Consider the following 21,612-nt stretch of genomic DNA (forward strand, 5'->3'; position numbering starts at 1 on the left):
AAGCAATATCTTTTTAAAATCATGATGCAACTGTTCTTGAATACTTCTTCTTTATTAAGTCACTCCAGGACTCTATCCATGTTTCAAGATGTTCCTGATATTCGTTCTTTAATCGTTTATAATCCTCGGGATAAGCTTCTCTTAAAGGTATCCGCTTGTAGTGAAAGTATGGAATATTTGTTAATGCTTTTTTCCCTTCAGCTAACACGCGCCTTAACTCTTCATCAAAGTAACAAGCCTTAAGAAAAGACAAGCCCTCATCACGAATTATTTCACCCCAATCCATTCCTATCTCCCTGTTATCACAGTTAAATGGACATAAGTAACATCGTGATCTTTTCATTGGAAACTTGTTTTCCTGAAGAAACTGAATACTTTCATCCGTAGTAAGCCCCATTTCCACTAGAGGATAGGACAGATACATGTATTTGAATTGAGGAGATTTGTAAGTGTTTATCCTTCTAATTTCATCATATGAAAAACCTATATCGATAATAAAGGCAACATCTTTCGGCATCCGCTTATTTGGATCTAAACCAATAGACTCCATAACCCATTTCCGTGCAGCTTGCTTAACAGGGACAATTTTAAAGTCAATCGTACACTGTCTCTTGGTTAAACCAGCAGGAACTTCTTGGCCGGTTAAAGGATCCAATTTACTGAAATAAGTAACCATTTGATACCTCTGGTAATCCGTCTGAAGATAGCGGAATAACATTTCTTCTAAGCCCCCTTTCATACTCTTATGATGAGTACAGAGAAACGGGGTTGTATCCTTAAATTGTTCTTTTCTTTGTTTCCACCAGGCAACCTGTTCATGAATAAAATCGGGTTCAGCACCGGTATCTGAAAAGATGACTAAATCATATTTATAATCCAATTCACCCTTTAAATGGGAATCATACAAATGAGCAGACTGCGTTCCGCCACCAAAGGATAAAACGTGATAAATCCTTTCTTTCCCTTCTCTCTTGAGTTCATTTATAATTTCTTCTTTGGACTTAAAGACTCCATTCCTATATTTAAGATGCTCGCGGAAATTTTTCTCATCTTCAAATAAGGTTAATTGCTCCAATGACATATTCATGTCTCCCCTCAAAATAAAAACCACTAAGAAATTGATGCTTTCGCATAAACTCTTAGTGGTAGCTCTTATGAATTTTTATTAATTTGCTCTCTGTAACGAATACCGTATAAGTTGGCTTTCATACATAGTCCTAATCCGCCGATCGACGTCCAACCTCATGACTGTAAACTCAGTTTCAATATCATGGATGGTCTTAAATTTTTCTACGTCCTTCTCTTTTATCCAACCCTTCATGATATTCTGTTTTAATAATTTTGCATCAGGTTGAGAATATTGGATTAAAAAGTCTGCTCCAAGTTTTTTATATATCTCCTCAGAATCATAGGTTGGTTTATTAAATCTCAAACTTACCGATCCATATTTATGTTTTAGAAGTCGCTTTAAATCCTTCTTTACCTTTTCATCCGTTTCTATGGCCAAAGTCTGTATAATGCTACATTTCATCATTTCGTTTTTTAATTCTTCATACTGACTGTCATACATTTCTGCCTTTGGTAGCACCGCATTTAAGCTAGTTGCTAACTCCTCCATCCCTAGTCTTGTGTATTTATTTAGATTAGGTTTAATTAACTCTTTTCCCGCCTTATTAAAAGCTGGGGCGCAAAAGAAACTAACTGGATTTTGGTAAGGTTTAACTAGCTCTAAAAGTTCGTTATTATCTTTTATTTTTTCATATTTAACTTCTGCCATATCTACAAAGAGTTGTCCAAAATGATCATAAAGAAACTCATTAAGACTTAGATAATCTGTAGTTCCAGTTTTTTTGGTGGTAAACTTACAGACCAAATTGTGTTCCTCAAGTTCATGACGTTTATTTTCAGAGGTTTCGAGATGATAACGAAATTGTTTTTTAATCATATCTATATTTCCTTTTAAAGTCTTCAGCTTAAGGTAGTGTTTAAGACGAATAAACTCCTCCATGATTAATGCTGCGTATCCTGGCTTATCTTCAAAAAGGTCTAATTGCACATTAGATAATTTACTATAATCTAACATGTCTTTCATAAAACACTCCTACTACTCCCTTTATCTAGCTAAGGGAGTGGATTCTTTCCCTGCTAGAAGGGGGTGAACTTTTAATTGACGTTTCTCTTATAATATTTTTTAAGCCAATCATGTTCGTAAGGATTGTCTATAAATGAGAGTTTTCCTTTCCTAAAGATCAACTCTACATTTCCAGACTCATTCAAAATGTGTATGGCCATCATATTTTTGTTTTCTTCTACGTAAGTAGACAGTTCTTTTTTATCGATAAGATCCTTTTCCCTAACGGAAGAATCCTCGTTTACACAATAAGCTTGATATGGCATCTTATCGCTCTCCCTGGAGTTTATTTAATTTCATGACAAAGCTGGCTGTTTATCCAGAAAGACATCGAGGACTTTAACTAACCCGTTTTTAATACTTACCTTTATTAAGACTGGAAGACCGTTTGATATCCCAACCTGCAGTCGGTAGATAAACCCTTGCTTGGGATTAAAAGCTAGGTATTCTCCATCTTTCTTTAGGGAATGAAGTAGCCTCTGTTTATTTGATGGGGCTGCATAGAACATTTCAAATCGATTAAGCAAATATATTACCCTCTTTCGACCGGTTTAGTTTTTGATGTACCTTCACAATAAGTTCTCGAGCATCTGGAAAGATGCTTTTTATATAATCCGTCGCATGATATTCATCAACAGTCGAGCAAGTGTACTTTTTAGAGCTCCAGTCACCTGACTCATAGGTTTTAAAGTTAACTTCGAATAGCCATTTTTGAGGATTTACTTCTCCGTCATAAACTTCTTGATGTGGGAGAATGCTCGTAACTAGTGGTGTCTTTATATATACCGGAGGTTGTGGTCCATTCCCATTTACAATTATGTAAGCTGGATGGCCCAACATTAGGTAAAATACAAAGATATGACCTTCTGCTATTACCTCACCATTCTTAGACACGCAGGTATTTGTAACTTTAAACTGATGGTCATTTGTAAAGAAATCAAACGTCATCCCGCTACACCTTCCCCATAAGAAAAGAGATTGAAGTCCTCAGGTTGCAATTCACTCCTGACGGATTCAATCTCTCTTAGTAACACTGGTAATTTGCTTGCTTTACCTTTAATTCGTAATTGAATGTTTACCGAGTGATCAGGTAAACAAATAATCCCCACTTTTCCTTTAGAAAATATCCCCCTCATACCGCCTGGTTCTAAGGAAGGTCTTCTAAGGAAATCACTGATCCATACTGCTTGCGTTTTTTCAGGATGAATCATATCAAATTCGACTGCTTGTATAGTTGGTTTAAATCCAGCCATACTCATTTCGAATAGGTACAATCCACCATCAATCAGGCCATCAAAGTGGATTCTATATCCGTACGCTTCTTGATGCTCTCCCTTAGGTCCAAATGGTTGAATCCTAAAGATATGGCCGTCAATACTCCATTCATACCCACCCTTTACTGGACGAAAATGAAGACCTCTTAAAGCACTCTCGAGTTCACGTGGATGAACAGCAGCAAATGTAGTTAATTTAAACATACAAACCGCTCCCATCCACGCACATACAATTAATTCTTTCTTTCCTCATGTCAAAGCACCCTTTCCAAAATGGATTAAGAATTACCCTTCTTAAAACACAAAAAAAGCCTTTGAGCAGAGGCATATACTTAAAAAAGTATGTACCAGGCCCAAAGGCTTTCGTGTGTGTTTAATTAACCTGCTGACCGAAGTGGTCGCTGAAAAATAAAAGGTAAATTCTTATATTTTCAGTATACTATTCGTCATACTCGGTTTCAACACTTTATCCCTATTCTTCAAGCTTTTCAATACCTATATCGAATAGATTCGATTCATTTCTTAATTCTTTTACTTTGCTGCAACTAATAGGAAATTCAACTCTAAATTTTTTATCGGATATAACCCGTTTAGCAACATCTTTGGGTAATTCAAATAAAGAAACTTCTCTAGAATCGTACTCCAACGGATCTACTGATTGAGACTCTCTGTCTTTAATTTCAGCGGATGTGTATTCAATAATACATGCCAATTCTAAAGCGGTTTCGTGATCTAGATAATGGTAACTTTTCCTGAAAATATAGTTTTTACTTTTAAATGCCATAGGTTGATCGCCTTTCATAATTGGCTTGTGATTACGAGCAGTTGAGAACACTTATAAAACCCCCACTTTAAATATAATTACCTTAACTATACTTGACATATATGGGGGGACTGTTAAATCCCATAATAATTCTCTAATATATAAAAAGCTTTTAATCTTACCAATATAACAGAATGTATTATCATTCATTATAGACTTTTTTTGCAATTTATAAAGATTAAGAAGTTACCATATACCTCAATCTATATATACCCAAATGTCTAACCGTTACACACTTGAATCCAATTGTTCAGACACTTAGAATACGAGTGGCTCCAAATTAACTTAGATAAGTATTCTTCTCATTAATCAATAGTTTTATGCCAGCAGCTTCATATCGAGCGGCTATACTGCTTGTATCCCAAGAAGAGGGCATTACTCTACTAGACAATAAATCATGCTCCTCTTTTGTTACTGTAGCCGTCCATAAATACATGTTAAGTATCTCTTCCACAAACTTCTGATTAAGCGTCCCTTCTTTAGCCCTAGACTCACAAACATCTTGAATATATTGTTTTTTAGGAACAAGATGTTCATACTCTAACCCTTTAAAATCTTTCACTTTTAATTTGTCTAAGGCCCGGTTTGTAATATAGTCTGTTGTATATAACTTATTCTTATATCCCCTGGGTAGATTTTGTGTGGCTAAGTAAATATGAAGATTAGTTAAAAATTTACGTTGACCTTCATTAATCCCTTTCATGTATAAATGATCTTCATACTTTAATGAAATTAAGAATTCGAAATATTTTCCGGCCAAAATTTTAATAATATTTTCTCTTGTTTCAATCATTACAGTTCTCCCTAATTAGTACTTTTATACCATTTCTAAAATTACCATATATTTCATTTATTTGCTATAAAAATCTAAATCTATTTTTCGACAAAGTACTAGTTAAATATTTAAGGAGATCTCAAATTTCGGATCAGTAGCACTCGATACCTCCATTCTCAACCGACCATTTTGAAATATCTTCATGTTACATTCCGTACCAGCAATTGGATCGGCACAAAAATAACAGCCATCAATAGTGTGTATAATAGCGTATTTTTCATTAACATCATAAAATTTAACGCTTATTTCATCTGTTCCATGCACTGTTTGTACTCTTTCATAAACATGAATCTCTTCTTTCCAAGGAAGATATTCAGCCTCATAGGATTTGTTAGTCATACACTCTTCCCCTTAAAAATAATACTTCTCATATGAATATTAGCTTAAACTTCTTATAAATTTTACTAATTACTTCAAAAAAATACACCTCTTAAAGGTGTATTTGGAATTTAGTATTTTCTATGGAGTTTAAATAAATCGTAAACATCCCCAATTATTTGTACAGTTACTTTATCGGTTTTAACAACACCATTCTGATAAACTACTTTAAATTCAAATGTAACTGGACCTGATTTAAGTGTAGTTCCTGGTTCTAGTAATGAAGGATCTTCATGTTCACCCTCATGCTTACCAGTATTAGTTGGTTTGATATTAATGGTAGGTGTGTAGCTCGAACCCTTTTCTTGCTTAGCATCCATTTTTACCGTCAGATTGCTTATAGGATACTTAGTAGTATGAGCGATCAAGATGAATTTTTCACCACTATAAAACTCACTTGGGTCATTTCCGCTTTCTAAATGTCTTTTTAACCATGTTGCCGTGTGGTTCACCTCACCGCGGATAGTTAACGGCTGCGCGTTGAATGAAATAGTAGCCTCTGCGTCATTGTAGCCATCATCTACTGTTCCTTTAAAGCTATATTTTCCAACTTCGGCTTTATCAATTACATAACAGATTTTTTGGCCAGATTTTACACCGGTTTGAGAATGGACTTGCTTATAACCCGTAGATCGCTTATCCATTTCTATAGTAACCTTCAAAGGATCATTATCTTCATCTGTTGGGACTATACAAACATTGACCTTGTCCCCCTCATATACTTCTGCTGGAGTATATGATATTGTGATTTCCGGCTTAGTATTTACATGGATGTTTGTTGAAACTTTATTATCATCTTCGTTTGATTCCCTTATATCATCCTTACTATCAACAAATGCAGTAAATAATTGCTTCCCCGACTTGACCGGTGAAAAGTCAATATAGGTAGTTCGTTTAGATCCAGGAGCTAACTTACCAACTGAAACTGTGCTTAAGGTGCTATTCCCCGATTCTAAGGACACCTGGTGCTCATTTACAGTGGTTTCCCCGGTGTTTTGATAAATCACCTTAGCAACATATTCCTCGCCTTTAGTGAGAAATTGAACCGGCTTTCTATCCTTGCTCAAAAGTTCAATGCTCTGTGCAGTTAAATTCGTATCCTGTATGGTAAATGTCACTTTGGACGAATAGTTATCATCTTCATTGGATTCCTTGATGCGATCGTCGTAATCCGCAAAGGCATATACCTCGTATGAGCCTGGAGGTAAGTTTTTATAATCTTTACTAATCCATCGACTCCTTGTGTCCATGTAATCTATCGATTGGACATTCCCTTGCATCTTACCATTTAAGATATGAGTGTGGTTGACTGTTTCAATTGGGGCATCGGCTTTAATATTACCTTTAACCCTTACAGTATCCCCAATTCAAATTTGTACTGTTCTTGATTATCTACATTGTAAACTTTGGTCTCAGCCCCATAAAGGTTTCGCGGCTTGACCTTAAATGTAACTTCTTTTGAATAATTATCTGCTTTATTGGATTCCTTAATCTTGTTGTCGTAGTCCGCATGCGCTTTTACTTTATAGGTACCTGGCATGAGATCAGTGTATGTCTTAGTTATAATACGAGTCGATCCGGTTTTGTCTGGATAATCAGCGGTTCTGATGTTTCCTTGAGACTTACCGTTAAGTAAATGAGTATGGTTTACATTACCTATTTTAGTATCACTATGTACGTACCCTCTAACGGTAACAGGTTCCCCATATTCAAATTCCGTTACATCTTTCCCATTCCTATCTTGGATGAGAGTATCTCCTCCATAAAGGTTTGGATAAGGTGGCACGTATTTTAGGACTGCTTGGTCCCCACCGAACGTCCAGTACGTAGTATTGGCCCACTTCTTAGTGCCTCCATATGATACACCGTACCAAATGGCTGTGTCCGACTCATCGGCATCAATTCTTGTGTAGTAACTTCCTTCTTTGAAGTATAGGCTTGGTGTATCCTTAGCTGGTTGCCTTGGATAATCCCTTCGAAGTACAGGATAGTCATTCATTCGAAGTTTATTTGCATCTACCCCGCTTGTTAACCCAACCTTTCCTCCGTTGAATCCAACTTCATTAAAATCGAAAGGAACAATTAAGGGAGTATAAACAATTTGCTTATCTACACGTTTGACCAGGTACATTGCCCATTGGGCCGGATCAAATTTTTCTTCAAATAAGTCATCCAAAGGAATATAGGCTGTAAAAGTGACATCATTGTATTCCATATTACAATCAAGATTGTTCTTATTAACAGCAGAGTTAGGACATCTATTGTATAATCCAGAACCTTGGCTGTTGTACTCGAGATCCTTAGTCGCATCCCAAGTTCCTTGCTTGGTTCCATAAATCTTGGTCGTATTACTTCCCACTTTTTTCAAGACAATGTGAGTAGATTGGTTGGAAGCTGTATGATGTTTATGGCCAGCTAGTACACTCCAGCCATAGAATCTTAGATACTTTTTATTCTCACCATCAAAATCTCCTGTAACAATTGAGTATCCATTTTTGTCAAATTTCTTACTATAAACGTCATAAACAATCCTTTTTCCACTTGTCCAGCTACTCGACTTACTCCCCAATTGAGCTGTTCCATTATTCCAAGCGTTCTTTACACTAGATTCAACAGAATAGGGGGAGTACGCCGCTTGCGTCTCAGACGTAAAAGCGGCCATACCTGTCAGAACCAGTGAAATAGTTAAAAACCATTTTACTATTCTTTTCTTCATGATCCTTCCCCCTCACATAGGTTATTTTCTAAACAATCTCCTGACCCAGCTATTTGTAGGTCCGTGGAAATATGCGAATAATCCACCGGCCAAACCTAATCCTGCCACTGATGATAAAGTGACAATTAAAGCTTTTGACCCTTTTTCTTCTTGGGCAGTTTCTAAATCAGAAGCAGCCTGTTCTTTGCTGCTTGAATCCTCAGAAACGTTCTCGCTATCTGATTTTGACTTTTCTTCAGTTTCATTGTCCTCTTTCTTGTCTTCTTCCATTTGGTCTTCTTTGTCTGAATCTTTTTTCTCCTCTTTGTTATCCTTCACAACATCTTTTTTGTCATCGTCTTTAGAGGCGATCTCAGTCACAGTTAAACCTGTATTATCACTCTTCTCATCTTTAGAAGTTGATGACGATTTACTAGAACTTGTTGAGCTCTGAGATTGAGTGCTACTTGGTTTTGATTGGCTAGATGACGTTGTCTTACTATCTGAAGATGAAGACTTACTTTGGGTTGACTTAGAAGGACTTGAACCAGCACTTGGCTTTGATTCCGGTTTAGCTGTTGGTTTAGGTGCCGGCTTAGACTCAGGTTGTGGCTTAGGCTGTGGCTTTGGCTCTGGCTTTGGTTCTGGCTTTGGCTCAGGTTTCGGTTCTGGCTTTGGTTCTGGCTTTGGCTCAGGTTTCGGTTCTGGCTTTGGCTCAGGTTTTGGATCTGATACCACTTTCGTATACACAGTCAAAACTTCATGCTCATTTGGAGAAAAGGGACTGATAATTTTAAACTGTTGTCCACTATACTTAACTTGACCGGTATAAGCCCCATCCAAATGAAACAATCCACCTTGATAAAACCCAACAATAGCTCCCTTACAGTAATTTGTAGCTTGAACTCCGTTGTCGTATCCTTCATTTTTTGATGAAATACTCATTGTGCAAGATCCTGTAGCTGCCAAAGCTTGTGTTGGAAGCATGAATAAAGTAAACATCATTAGTACACCTAGAATTTTTTTCATTTTCTCTCCACCTTTTAGTTTTTTTAATAAAGTCCAACATGTCTTTTAATAGATCCCATCAAAGAAGCGATCTTACAAACATAAAAAAGCGGTCTTCAGACGAAGGGAGAGAAAAAAGCATAATTGCTTTTTACTTCCTTTAGTCCAAAGACCGCATATAGTTATGTAGTGTAAACCGCTAACTCAACTGAGTTGCAAATAAAAGAAATGTAATACTTATATTTACACTATAGCAATTTATTAACTGCATTACTATACATTTTTGGACAATTATTAAATATGTAGTTTCCAATATTTATCTCGACTAAAGTGAGAGAATATGAACCTTTTTTACTAATTTAAGCATAGTTATTTATACTCATATACAGATGCTTGTCGGATTTTAATAGAATCACCGGCAAAATACCTTGGAGAATCTGTACTGATGACCATGATCACACTTGGACCTTGCAGATTGTCTACAATATCGTAACGGGAGTTAGTATATTTGTAGGGAAACGAGGCATTTGAATCGTCTATGAACTCCAAATGTTCGATGGTAATATTCTTTTGGTACAGGGAGTTTTTCAGGGGTTTGAGACTGTCGTCAAGTTCCAAATGATATTTCAAACTCTCCTGGATACTTTGCTTTGCCTTTTTTTGATCAAATACGATATTCCCTTCAACCAATCTATTAGAATCTAGAGCAAGGGATGCGTCGTGAACGGCTAGCTCTGCAGCATTCTTCATTTGACGAGTAGCGGTCTTATCAGTATCCAAATTGATTTGAATGCTCATTATGAATGCGAATAGAACGGTAAGAAGCACTGCGCGCATCGTTTCAGCCATAGTCTTGCCTCCCTTACTCTAAATGTGTTCACTTAGGACCTTTATGTCTTTTTTAAACTTGTCTGGTCCCTGATTGAAGATGTCTAAAACAAAAATATATCCTCTAGGTACTTCAATGCTGCCAGTTATATATTGATTCCTCGAAGTCAGGCTTTGTGTTCCTTTGAAGGTAATAGATGATTTTTTGAAATTGTAGTCATTTACCAATGTGCTTTTCATCTCATCAATGATTTCCGGAGTAAACCTACCTTCAATTGCGGCTTTCCTGGCTCCTTCATTTAATACGACTTCAACTGCTTCGCGTTCAAGACTTTCCTTGTAGGATAGTATTGGCGTGAACATGAAGTTGATGACAAGGAACAACGTCATCCACATTCCGAGCGCCTTACTCAAAGGTGTTCACCTCTCCCTTCAAAAGATATACTGCCGGCATAAAACCGGCAGTGTGAGCATTGTGAAATTCCAAGATTACTTTAACTTAGTTTGAACTCCAGTTACTCGGTCACCGTAGTGATCAGCCTCGTTACCTACGAGTGTATAAGCAACTCCGAATAAGAAAGCTCCGATTGCTACGACTGTTACACCGATTTTTAGAAATGTAGATAATGTTTGATTCATAATGTTCCCTCCAGGTTAATGTTTTTGTAATTGATGGTGAGTTTCCAGTGTCTTGTGATGACTATCGTTTTTGCTTTCTAAAGCTCCAAAAACGATTGCTAACACTAAGGCAACTAATACAATTGTTGTAAAGGCGATTGACATAAAGGTTGAGATCGATGTGTTCATGCAGAGATCCCTCTTTTACTTTGCTAATTTTGATTCGACAGCTGTAACTCTTCCGCTGTAATGGTCACTTTCTCCACCCACAAGGGTATAGGCAACTCCAAATAGGAAAGCTCCGATTGCTACGACTGTTACTCCAATTTTCAAGAACGTGGACAGGGTTTGATTCATTTTAATTCCTCCAATATATTGTGATTTTTTTATTTCATCTATATGAACTAGCTGCTAGAGCCTCTATAATTCAACTATTTCCAATGTAAGTAGCAACGTCATCGGAGATGTCTACAACATTGGGGTACATTAACCCGAATATGAGAGCAGCAATTGTAACCGCCGTTACCGCGATCTTCATAAACGTACTTATGCTTGTGTTCATTACCTCACCTCCCTAATGGCTGGAACTCAACACGTTGGAGACCATGATGACTACTACAACTATAAAATTGATGATGATTAGAAAATGAGTTACTTTCACTGGTATTCCTAAGAGATCGGTAGTAACTTTACGCTTCCTTCTGTTATTCTCTATCTGGGCCCTCGTGAACATTTCTTGCATCCCTTTTAAGGATGTTATTGCTGTGACCCGGTCAACTCTGTCTAATGATTTAAGGACAGAAACCAATGACCTTCCCTCTCTGGTACCAAGCTTCTTCCCTAAGTTCTCCAATGCTGCATCAGGACCAATATTGCTAGACCACTCTGTTAAAGTTTTAGCCAGAAAGGGTTGGATGGTTGAAAAGTATGGAAGTAAGTCTTTGATCAAGTTGTAGGAATTGATTCTACTCACTTTCATCATCTGTAGTTCGTTGATTAACAGATCGTAAAGCATGAACACTTCCGCATTTTTCTTTGCTTGCTGAAAATCAACGAGCCTTTTCATGAAGAAGACAAACAATGAATATGGCATAGATGGTAGAAAGAAAAGAAACCCAATGAAGATTACTGCAAAGGCAATTATGCTAAACTCACCCGTCATAATAAAAGGAATAAATACATAATTCCCGAGGAGAATGACTGCACCTACAATGAAGATTATGTGGTAAGTAAGTGAGGTTAACCCTAATGGATTCCCGGCCTTTTTAAGCCAATCCTCTGCAGCTGATTTTGATGCTGATTCTTGAACTAGTGCCCTTCCTTTATTTAAGGTACTTCTCATCCTTAGACGGGTTTGAAGCCGCTCAGTTGAGTTAGAGAGCCCTGCGTACACCAGGGCTCCGCCTCCTAAAGAAAAGACAATTGCCATACCATAAATGATATATGGTATAAACTTGTAGAGAACTACACTTTCCAATGTCTTCTCCCCACCTTTCTTATAAATCGTTTTTAGGCTTTTTCAGTATCAAGCTGATAAATACGGAGAAGATCACACCTATTAAACTAGCGACAAACAGTGATAGTGCGTAATTATTATCGAACTGAAGATTAAACCAATCTTGAGCACCTGATGTATAGTATCCCAATCCTATAGACCCAACAAATATAGGGACTGTAATAAATCCATTGGCCACACTATCCATAGATTGCGATTTTTCTTCCTCAAGCATTTCCTGAGTTTGTTCTACCTGCCTTGACAATACTAATAGGGCATTTAAGACATTTTCGTTTGTTAGATATGCTTTAAGGAGTATGCTGCCAAGACGTTTAGCCCAGTTAGAATTTGAAGAATAAACAAAGATCTCTATTACTTCCCTAAGTTGGTCTTCATTACGTGATACTTGGAGCTCCGAGATAAGTCGCGTAAAGACTCTTCTAAGTTCTCTATTCTCAATTTCCTTGTACGACTCCACCAACGCGTAGTAAATGTCGTATGAGTTTGCGCTGTACTGTTGTGTGATAGTCTGGATAATCGTTAAGATCTCATCACTTACGCTATTACGTACTATACGCAACTTCATTTGTAATGCTAAGTAAGGAATTGCCCCAATACATGCTGCAATTAGAAGGGCGCCTATCCAGTCTTGGAATTTAAGGAAGGCTACCACAAAAGTAAACCCTGAAAGTAAGCTGGTTACCACGTAGAATGCTGCTACATCGCCATTAGACTTAGTGGAGCTTGTAGCTTTTATCAGGAGATAAATGTGCCTGAAGAAAGGATGTTCAATTCGTTTGGTCTTAAACTCATTTTCGGTCTTTATAATCCTCAACCTGGATCGGTACTGCCATTCACTAATTTTTTCTTTTAAGGGAAGAGCAATAACTTCCTTAGTGGTATAAAGGGCGAAGGATACCGCTAAGACGTATAAGATCAAGTGAGTCCCACTCGCCCAGAACCAAGTGACTAGACTATCCATAGATAGTTTCTCCTTCCCCTACACCTTCCAAGACCGAGTCGTAGGAGTTATCCTTCAAGTTTAGATACTCAGACATTCCTGATTCTTGCTCACGTTTGCTAAGAAGTGTCAGGAGTCGTTTTGCGTCTTCTTCACTTTCCTCCATCATGCTCATAAACAGTTCCTTCGAAATTTTAGATGAATAGTAGTATTTGTTTGTTAGGGGACTAAACCTTATAAGGTCCTGAGTAAAATGCATTCGACGTTTCTCATCCCAGACTATCTCAGTTACACCTATTACCCTTTTCCGTCTTCGATCTCGATCACTTTTCAACGTAATAACAATGTCTATGTTTTGAGCAACCCTAGCGATTTCGTTATCAATATTACGTGTAGGGAATTCGTCAAGGATATGCCGCGCAATCTGTTCCACAACATTATCTACATTGGTAAGGTGGTACGTTGTTAGGTTGCCACGTTCCCCACGTTCTGAACTTTGAAGATATGCCTCAGTTTCCAGTGAGCGGATTTCACCGACAATGATATAGTCATGTTCCATACGAAGGAGGCGGGGCATTGCCTTATGAAGGTCTCCCTCCTTAGCCTGGACTTCAAAGAAAAGTCTGTCAGGAAAGTGTTTAGACAGTCCAAGCTCAAAATGTTTCTCCATCACTGCCCCAATATACTCAGGCTTTCTCTCCCTAATCATCGTTTTCATGAAAGTGGTTTTTGCAGAACGGACACGTCCAGCAAAAACAATGTTAACCATTGCCTTGCTTAGTGCTTGATAGATGGGAATATCACGTTCTGGAATTGTTTCTCGTTTGGACTGTTCAAGAAGAGAGAGATCCTGAACAACAAATCGCCTGAACATAACGTAATTGTCACGCGAACGAGGTTTTTGGATCATTGTAATACGTGATCCATCTTCCCTTTCGATTTCAATTTCTGGCTTTTGTTCATTCAGAACTGCGTCTTTCATCCGGATTAAGAAGGCTCTCTTAACACGCTCTACAGCTTCTTCATTTTCATACGTTTCATCCTGCTTAACGAATTTCCCATTAATATCAATCCACAGTTCGGTCCCCCTGATTACACAGGCTTCGGAATCTGGGTACTTCTCCCACTTATGAAGTATGCCTACACCCCATACTTCATGAAATACTGCCTCCGCAAGAGATCCATAAAAATCCGGATAATCTTTGGAAGTGATATTTTGTTTCCTTAAGACTTCTGTAATTTGATTGGTGAAGCGGGACATTTCATGTCGATCCCCGATAACGGCTTTGTGCTGCCGCTCTAACATTTGAGCAATTTTCCCCTCATTATCTTCGTTCTCGTTGTTTTCATATAGTTCGTCTTTAACGATTTTGCAAATTTTTTTGAAGGATACTTTTCTCTCGAAGGTTGTAATTGTGGCTTGCTTCCCAAGTCCTTTTTCTTCAGATACTTGCCCTATCCAATCTGCTGGATTAAAGGCTGTTTCCAATCCAAGAGTGTCCTCATCTAAATTGGAATTCGAAGGAACAAGTTCAATTTCTTCGATAGCCGCTTCTAAGGTTTTTACCATACCTTTTCAGCTCCTTTAGCCTTTTTGTTCCCCCATATCCCTAAGAGTCCCCTGGATTTGTTTGAGCTAGGATCAATTACTTTCTCAGCTAATCCAGCCTCTGCGATGATAAGATTACTGATGGAATCTATGGGCTTCGTATAAGCTGTCTCACCTTCTTCATACATAAGGTTGTTCTGACGAATCGAAATAGATCCAAGCGGCCCCATGTCGGCAATTGTGGTCAACCTGCTCATCTCTAAATCTGCTTCTAGATCCTTTTCGCTTATCAGGGACATATTTGACTGGAATCGATTAATAATCAACATGAAATCTTCCTTCTTGCCTCCAACAGGTTCAAGCATTTGCTGAAATACGTATGGGAAGTACCCCCTAAAACCTTTATCCTCTTGTGTGGTCACAAGGAACTTCAAATCCGATGATAGGAATGTTTGCGCAGCAATGGCTGTATCAAAATGAGTTCCGCCATCTACTAAAATGATGTCAAAGGACTCTTTGGCTACGTCTAGAAGATGTTTAACTTCCTCTGGTGTGAAGTAACGCTGAATTTTTATATCCCTGTTCCCAGCTAAGTGATAGAAATCTTTGTATTGGTGTAAAGCTTCATTAAGTCGCAATGGTGTGAGAGACTTCGTTTTCAGATCAACTTTTAAGTCGTTAAGGTGCTCACCTTTATAATCGTAGAAGTAATCGGCAGGATCCCAAGCATTTAGACTGAGAACCAACACTCGATCACTTGTTTTTGCTGACAACGATCGCGCTACGTTTAAGGTGGTCGTAGACACTCCTACTGAACTATGAGTCCCGTAAAATGTGACAACCCTTTTTTGTGGTTTGTTATTGATGAGAAGTACCGCTGTGATGACTTCATCAATTACTTGATCAAGGGTGTAGTACTCATTAATGATTGCAATTTTTTGAGCAGCCCCAATACGGTGAATATCCCTCATTGCGATTTCTGATTTCGCTTCAAAAATTTGATAAAAAATCGGGATATCCGGATAAAGATACCTAGCAGTTTCTAACTCCCTAAAAGGTAAACTTGCACCATCCACCAGAAGAGCATCGAATTTAACCGTTTCATTTTTGAATTTCTCCGATAACACCGCTAGTTCTATTTCTTCCCTGGACTCAAATTGTTCTTTATATGCTGTTTTAGCACTGTAAACTCCAATGATCATTTGATTATTCTCCTTTCCTATCCCATCAGTTATAGGTGATGTATAAGAGGTAATCTTCGTTTACTACCTTATCCATTAGTTTCTGGAAGTCTTCCTCATTCAAAATCACTTCTAATGCTGAAATTTTTCCGCTTGCATTTAATCGATCGTCTTTTTCTTTATCTGGAGTTCCATTAATGACTTCTTTGTTACTGTCGTCTTTCACATAAACAACTCTGATTCCCGTGAGGATTGGGTCTTGTACTAAGTTGCTGTTCTTTTTGCCATCTTTCGAAGAAGCTACATTTACATTGCCGCTTTCTTCTTTCTTTTTAACTAAGTAGATATCAATCCGATCCTTACGACGGAGTGAGCCGGGCTGGGAGTAAATCATTTCATCTGTAATTGGACGTATAGCTTCTCCACTATCAGGGTCAGGAATCAAAAGATCGTAATCAATCATCTTTTTTGAAATCATCGAATTCCCAACAATTGTTTGCCCAGCTGTCTTGGTCAGCAATGTTCCAAACTCGCTTGCAGGAATTGCATCACTGATGATACTCTGCTTTGACCTTCTCTCGACCGCAATCATGCTTCGAGTAATTCTTTCATTCTTTTTGATTTCTTGGCCTGCTTTCACAACCACTACTTCCTCTGAATCAATTCTTTCTTTTATGTATAGGTCATACATCACTACAAAGCTCATAGTAAGAACAGATAATGATATGCCCAATACAATTTTTACTCCTGGTTTCACTGAGGATTCATCTCCTTTTGGTTTTTATTTATGGTTAATCGTTTATTGAACATGCCCATGAACCGGCTAATCTTTCCTTTTTGCTTTTTTATAAACTCTTCTGGAAGAATATCTTCGATAATCGGTCGTAGAGCCTCTTCTACAAGCGGTTGGACGCTAGGTACATCATTGAGAAAAAGTCCTTTGTACTGGGCATCAAATACTTCGGTTACAGGGAAAACCGGTACACAAGCTTTGAGATTCTTTTGAAAAACTTGCTCCACGACCTCGTTGGTTTTTAGAGAATCTTCAAAGCGGTTAGCAATGAGCTCCGTCTTTTTCTCTTCGATGAGTGCCCTATAGTCAAGAATGTGTTCTTCTTTAGACTCTTCTATGTACTGCATGAGCGAAAAGTCAGGTTCAACTACAAAGTAAGTCTTTGTAGCAATGTCATGGACATTTTTATGAACCTCTAGATTCCAGTCCGTACCTGCATCTACAATAGTTACAGTCGATTGAAGGGAGAGAAGCACTTTGACATACATATCAAAGGGGATTTCATCCTGACTATAAATGGGTTCATTAGATGGGTGTTTACTTACCATGTTGATACCTTCTAAATCCCATTCATTTGGTCCAGGGAGCTTAAATTCATCTTTAGAGCTGAATTGATAGAACTTGCTACGAAAGTTAGAGATCTTTTCATGCCCTATAAAACGATCATAGGTATAAGCGTATGAATAGGGACTTTCTACAAAACTTACGCTAATTCCCATGTTAGCAAGCTGCCTGGCCAACATATGAGCAATAAAGGTACTACCACTTCGTTTGAATGGACTTGCAATCATGATGATCTTTTTTTCAATAGGGATGCCGACAAGCTTCTCCACTTGGCTATTAAGCTGAATGTTTATATCACGTTTTATAATGTTCTTGTTAATGACCTTTTGAACAACTTGCTTTTGAACTTTGTTCTTTTCCTTTTTAAGTTTGCTTTCACCCTCGTCTTTTTCGGTTGACTTGGGCTTTTTTACAACCGGATCATCCAGCTCATCTTCGACCACCTCAATATCATCAAATTCAATGCCATGGATAAATTGTTTGATGTTGGTAAATAGTGGCCTTTCCTTCAACTGCTCAACCATCAGCTCTTTATCGATTGATGAGGTATTAAAAATATCGTAGACAGATCTTATTACTAAGTGACTTAGGAAAGGATCTCTTTTACTCCTTTCACACACAAACACAATTCTTAAAGTATCTTCAAACTTTACTCTGTACCTTTGGATAATCCTTAACCAGGTATCATCACGCTCTTCCTCTGGATACTCCGCAAATAGTAAGCTTTCATGTAGGAGGAGAATGTCTGGACGATTAGTATCTATTAACTCCTCAAGGTACTGACTTCTGAAGCACTCGCTATCAAGAACCTCAAAATCATTTGAGTGGGAGGTTAGAGCCCTTCGGAAGATTCCGCTTAAGCGTTCATCCCCTATGGCGAGTAATACCTTTTTCATTACTTTCAACTCCAATAGCTTAGATATTTCATTAAGGTTCATAAATTCTAACTTGGGTTAACAAATATTATTTTATTTAGGTTTAACAGATATATTTAGTTGTTTGAATACAGAAAAAACCCACAAAATACACGAATGATCAAGAGATCTACTCTTGTTCATGTACTTTGTGGGTTTATCCCATCTAGTTAATATTCTTTTAAGGGTGTGCCCAGCAAATGCTGGGCACTACATTCTTTCCAAAAAACTTTAGAAAGAGTGCTTTGACAATTTTCATCATACACTCACGTATAATGAAAGTCAACATTATAATTGGTGTTTTTCGGAAAAACCATCCATCTATCTACCTGCGAAATGTCATGCTTTTGGCTCAAGAAAAGGCAGCTTGATCCTCTCTAATTGTCCATCCGTTAGTGGTCTCATAAATGATTTGGCAAGTCCACCTTTATCCAATAGTTCCTCCACACAAACCCAGACTTGAAATGGGTACTCATTAAGCGATAGCTTCATATGGATATGCTCAGCCATCGAAATAGTGGACGCATATAAAATGACGATAGCTGTGTTCTTAGGGGCTCTGGAAATTTCCAATGCCCCTGTGTTTTCGTAAATATTCTTCCACTGAGCAAGTGTATCCCTAAGGTATCCAATAAAGTTTTGAGACATTTGTGGCCGCTCAATCAAGAAATTGATTGGAGTGTTTGGAGTATCGATATATGCCACACCAAAAGGAGAACGGTACTTTCGCTGGTTACCGATCGTAGCATTCCATTGCCAACCTCTAACCACTTTACTCTCCACCAACAAGCATCGCAGCTCATTCATTGCTACATAGCGCTGGATAGACTTACCGTTATCTTTATCCCATGAGTCGGGATTCATAAAGGCACAGTCGCTATAAAAGTGTTTCATGAGTTTATAGCCGGCTATCCCCAAAGTGAAAGGAGCAGGTGGTCTCACCTTTTCCTCGTCGTCATTCTCTAACCTGCAGTGCCACCTTTCAACGAATCCATGGTTTCGAAGTCCTTCAAGACGTTTAGAAACCGCTGAGCGGCTCATTTTCGAACTCAAATACCTTCTTAACTGATCTTCATTTGCAGCAACAGCATCACCGAGAACTTTTAAAATAGTGAAATCCTCTTCAGTTATCTGCTTACGTTTAAAGGCTCGTAACACTTCCGCTTTAGTCGTATAGGGGTAATAATTTTTAGGTAGCTTTGTATGGCCATACATAAGGGGGTGGTCCCAAAATGGTACATCACCTTCCTGGGAAGGAAAATATGCTGACTCGTTTACTACCTCTTCCTGTTCTAGATCTTCTACGCCAGTAACATCAATAGCCATAATGATCTCCCTTAATCAAAAAGGAAAGAGCCTACATCTTTCCGTTTTTTACGCCCCTGCGGATAGTTCACAATTACGACTTTCCCTTTTCGATTCTTTGCATCAATTTCTCTGACTTTAACTGCTACAATGTCTCCTACAATCGGCTCGTCCAAGTAACGTGGTTTGCTAGCCTTAAGAGTGACACCCTCCTCCAGCTGAACGAAGATCCCATGAAGATGATGAACATCGGTTACCCTGCCAACAACAACTTCCATTTCCCTCATTTGTTCCAACTTTTTAAAAGGATCCTCCATTGTATCTTTACGTGATACCCTGACTAAACCTTCCTTTTCATCAAACTTCTTCACCACAACTTGGATAGTCTCTCCACGCTCTACATCTGCTAATACATTGGACTGTCTATTCCAATCCCAATCGTACTTAACCATGAAGCAGTCAGTACCTTCTACACGAACGTGAACTGTCTCAGACTTTTCATTAACCCCATATACCACGCCAGTAAAGATCTGATCAGCAAGTTCTTCCTTCTTGTCTAAGTATTTAAGTGTATTCCAAAATTGTTCGCTTTTCTTTTCATCTGCTTTTTTTACAGACACGAGGGCCATTTGTTGCTGCAGATTCAGTCTTGTGATGATTAAGTTTTGCTTAGTCCCTACAAACCCATTGAGCGTTTTAAAGCTCCTGTTTGAAAATTCTTTAGCTGGGCAATACGCCTTTACGTTGCCCTCCAATCGAAAAATGGCTACTTCTGTTTCCTGTGAGACCATCTTCCCTTCTTCCTCTACTGGGATTGTCAAAAAGCCGACTGACTGAACAATTCCCTGTACAGTTGTCCCTTCCCGATGATACTTTGCTAGTTGCTCCAAGTCATGATCTGACCATTTTTCAGTTACTGTTGCCATCATTATTCCTCCCTGGTTGGTAAATTCAAGTGGTGACTATTTTGCGTATATTCATTTGGTGAGCGGCTTATGAGTGTTTAACCCACCTCCTAAAACACGAAAAACCCCACACATGGTCAAAACGAGTATTCTCGCTTTGATCTGCGTGGGGTGTCCCATCTTATATATTCTCTTTAGAAATTCAATACCTATAGACGTTTACAAAACGATTGTAATTGATTTCTATAGTTTCCGCAACCTAAAATTTACAATGTAGTAATGATTTGCTTTGTATTATTTATATTTTATTATATTTTTCTAGGTTCTCTAATCCTCTTCTTTTTATCAAGAATGATTTCGTACTCAAAACTAGTATTTAGCTCTTCACCTTTAAAATTGTATGGTCCAGGTATAATCCTAAATTGCTTCTCCCATGTATTTAAGTAAACATCATCATAGAAAATCTTCAATTGTAAAACTGGAGTCCTATTATCAGTTAAAAATGAGTTAAAAAAGAAATCGTTAAGCAAAATTATAAAATAATCTGGTAGAAGGATATTAGCTCGTTCATTAGGTTTAATTACGTCTAACGTTCTTACAAAAGGTTTTATATACCTAGTATCAACCCCTTGCCTCTCATTAATATTATTGTAACTTACCGTAATAGATTTTGAGTCTTCAACTGAGGTATCCAAATTAATTTCATAGTTACTAAATAACCCCATTTTGTTTTCATTCGCTTTAATATCTCCAAAATTTTCTAAATAATAGCAATATTGAATATTAAATACTGGAGAGTTACCATGATTCCAAATAGGCAGTGTTGTTTTAGAGAATTTCTTTCCAATAATACTATCTGATTCATCATCCCAGTCAGATAATATGTGGCTTATACTTGTATCAATATGTTTAATTCCTGGTACAATTATGGCCTCTTTATTTTTTTTATTAATTCTTTCTTGTGAAATTATAGTTCCCCACGATGCTACAGCTGCGATCATAGCAATAAATACAGCAATTAATGAGATCCAATCGCTTGGCTCAAGGCATAACCAAAACCCTTTATCACAGGCTTCCTTTATCATAATTTCCATTTACTCGCATCCTCTTCTCTTATTTATAACGCCAAAAAAAGAGCCCTATTCAACCATTCGGGCCCACTAAGTATTCTGTAAAACAATAGAAAGGAAGTACATTTGCTAATCCGCTACTAATAGGGAACCAGTTACTATACTTGCTATTCTACTATATTCTCGTTTTCCCTATCTAATCATTCGGAAGAAAAACGAGTTTGATAAAGTATAGCAAGTGATACCTAGGATCTTGCATACTCTAAATTCCCGCTAATCTCTTTT

At 37.8% G+C, this 21,612-nt stretch carries 25 protein-coding genes; all 25 read right to left on the reverse strand.

Translation table 11 applies throughout. The features are described 5' to 3' along the window. Positions 1–19: 19 nt before the first annotated feature. Entirely contained in the window at positions 20–1,081 is a 1,062-nt protein-coding gene (locus D5E69_RS23015) for a hypothetical protein (protein WP_159130471.1), read from the reverse strand. Positions 1,082–1,165: 84 nt separating this feature from the next. Further along, positions 1,166–2,092 carry a hypothetical protein gene (locus D5E69_RS23020; protein ID WP_159130472.1) on the reverse strand — a complete coding sequence of 309 codons (927 nt, stop codon included), beginning with the start codon at positions 2,090–2,092 and terminating at the stop codon, positions 1,166–1,168. A gap of 71 nt (positions 2,093–2,163) precedes the next feature. Further along, positions 2,164–2,397, reverse strand: a complete 234-nt coding sequence (locus D5E69_RS23025) for a hypothetical protein (protein ID WP_159130473.1) — start codon at positions 2,395–2,397, stop codon at positions 2,164–2,166. A gap of 253 nt (positions 2,398–2,650) precedes the next feature. After that, a complete protein-coding gene (locus D5E69_RS23030; protein ID WP_159130474.1) occupies positions 2,651–3,079 on the reverse strand; it encodes a hypothetical protein in 429 nt (142 codons plus the stop codon). After that, positions 3,076–3,609, reverse strand: a complete 534-nt coding sequence (locus D5E69_RS23035) for a hypothetical protein (RefSeq protein WP_159130475.1) — start codon at positions 3,607–3,609, stop codon at positions 3,076–3,078. Before D5E69_RS23035 ends, D5E69_RS23030 begins: the two co-directional genes overlap by 4 nt. 268 nt (positions 3,610–3,877) lie before the next feature. After that, entirely contained in the window at positions 3,878–4,240 is a 363-nt protein-coding gene (locus D5E69_RS23040) for a hypothetical protein (protein ID WP_159130476.1), read from the reverse strand. A 268-nt stretch (positions 4,241–4,508) separates the two neighbouring features. Beyond that, positions 4,509–5,021, reverse strand: coding sequence for a hypothetical protein (locus D5E69_RS23045; protein ID WP_159130477.1), 513 nt, complete (start codon positions 5,019–5,021; stop codon positions 4,509–4,511). Positions 5,022–5,123: 102 nt separating this feature from the next. Beyond that, positions 5,124–5,402 (reverse strand): hypothetical protein, encoded by a 279-nt coding sequence (locus D5E69_RS23050; protein ID WP_159130478.1) that lies wholly within the window; start codon positions 5,400–5,402, stop codon positions 5,124–5,126. Positions 5,403–5,512: 110 nt separating this feature from the next. After that, positions 5,513–6,721: a CARDB domain-containing protein gene (locus D5E69_RS23055; RefSeq protein ID WP_159130479.1), complete on the reverse strand. Its 1,209-nt coding sequence runs from the start codon at positions 6,719–6,721 to the stop codon at positions 5,513–5,515. 71 nt (positions 6,722–6,792) lie between these two features. Then, on the reverse strand, positions 6,793–8,157 hold the full coding sequence (locus D5E69_RS23060) for a hypothetical protein (RefSeq protein WP_159130480.1): 1,365 nt from the start codon (positions 8,155–8,157) through the stop codon (positions 6,793–6,795). A 21-nt stretch (positions 8,158–8,178) separates the two neighbouring features. Further along, the gene (locus D5E69_RS23065; protein ID WP_159130481.1) at positions 8,179–9,165 is read right to left on the reverse strand and encodes a hypothetical protein; all 987 of its coding nucleotides are present in this window, start codon (positions 9,163–9,165) and stop codon (positions 8,179–8,181) included. 348 nt (positions 9,166–9,513) lie between these two features. Beyond that, positions 9,514–9,993, reverse strand: a complete 480-nt coding sequence (locus D5E69_RS23070) for a peptidase M23 (RefSeq protein WP_159130482.1) — start codon at positions 9,991–9,993, stop codon at positions 9,514–9,516. Between the two features lie 18 nt (positions 9,994–10,011). After that, the gene (locus tag D5E69_RS23075) at positions 10,012–10,368 is read right to left on the reverse strand and encodes a hypothetical protein (protein WP_249931627.1); all 357 of its coding nucleotides are present in this window, start codon (positions 10,366–10,368) and stop codon (positions 10,012–10,014) included. Positions 10,369–10,461: 93 nt separating this feature from the next. Next, positions 10,462–10,611, reverse strand: a complete 150-nt coding sequence (locus tag D5E69_RS23450) for a hypothetical protein (protein WP_200843191.1) — start codon at positions 10,609–10,611, stop codon at positions 10,462–10,464. 15 nt (positions 10,612–10,626) lie between these two features. Next, entirely contained in the window at positions 10,627–10,779 is a 153-nt protein-coding gene (locus tag D5E69_RS23080) for a hypothetical protein (RefSeq protein ID WP_159130484.1), read from the reverse strand. A gap of 15 nt (positions 10,780–10,794) precedes the next feature. Continuing rightward, entirely contained in the window at positions 10,795–10,947 is a 153-nt protein-coding gene (locus tag D5E69_RS23455) for a hypothetical protein (protein WP_200843192.1), read from the reverse strand. A gap of 217 nt (positions 10,948–11,164) precedes the next feature. Then, entirely contained in the window at positions 11,165–12,067 is a 903-nt protein-coding gene (locus tag D5E69_RS23085; RefSeq protein WP_249931628.1) for a hypothetical protein, read from the reverse strand. Positions 12,068–12,086: 19 nt separating this feature from the next. Beyond that, positions 12,087–13,067 carry a hypothetical protein gene (locus tag D5E69_RS23090; protein WP_159130485.1) on the reverse strand — a complete coding sequence of 327 codons (981 nt, stop codon included), beginning with the start codon at positions 13,065–13,067 and terminating at the stop codon, positions 12,087–12,089. Beyond that, positions 13,060–14,616, reverse strand: coding sequence for an ATPase, T2SS/T4P/T4SS family (locus D5E69_RS23095; RefSeq protein WP_159130486.1), 1,557 nt, complete (start codon positions 14,614–14,616; stop codon positions 13,060–13,062). The genes D5E69_RS23090 and D5E69_RS23095 overlap by 8 nt, the downstream gene beginning before the upstream one ends. After that, entirely contained in the window at positions 14,610–15,797 is a 1,188-nt protein-coding gene (locus tag D5E69_RS23100) for a P-loop NTPase family protein (RefSeq protein WP_200843193.1), read from the reverse strand. Before D5E69_RS23100 ends, D5E69_RS23095 begins: the two co-directional genes overlap by 7 nt. Positions 15,798–15,822: 25 nt before the next feature. Then, positions 15,823–16,533 carry a CpaB family protein gene (locus D5E69_RS23105; RefSeq protein WP_159130487.1) on the reverse strand — a complete coding sequence of 237 codons (711 nt, stop codon included), beginning with the start codon at positions 16,531–16,533 and terminating at the stop codon, positions 15,823–15,825. Beyond that, positions 16,530–18,029, reverse strand: a complete 1,500-nt coding sequence (locus D5E69_RS23110) for a hypothetical protein (RefSeq protein WP_159130488.1) — start codon at positions 18,027–18,029, stop codon at positions 16,530–16,532. Before D5E69_RS23110 ends, D5E69_RS23105 begins: the two co-directional genes overlap by 4 nt. 357 nt (positions 18,030–18,386) lie before the next feature. Continuing rightward, a complete protein-coding gene (locus tag D5E69_RS23115) occupies positions 18,387–19,373 on the reverse strand; it encodes a MarR family transcriptional regulator (protein ID WP_159130489.1) in 987 nt (328 codons plus the stop codon). Between the two features lie 11 nt (positions 19,374–19,384). After that, positions 19,385–20,281: a hypothetical protein gene (locus tag D5E69_RS23120; protein WP_159130490.1), complete on the reverse strand. Its 897-nt coding sequence runs from the start codon at positions 20,279–20,281 to the stop codon at positions 19,385–19,387. Positions 20,282–20,565: 284 nt separating this feature from the next. Then, on the reverse strand, positions 20,566–21,351 hold the full coding sequence (locus tag D5E69_RS23125; protein WP_159130491.1) for a hypothetical protein: 786 nt from the start codon (positions 21,349–21,351) through the stop codon (positions 20,566–20,568). Positions 21,352–21,612: the final 261 nt, after the last annotated feature.

Source organism: Rossellomorea marisflavi (assembly GCF_009806575.1).
GTDB classification, from domain to species: Bacteria; Bacillota; Bacilli; order Bacillales; family Bacillaceae_B; genus Rossellomorea; species Rossellomorea marisflavi_A.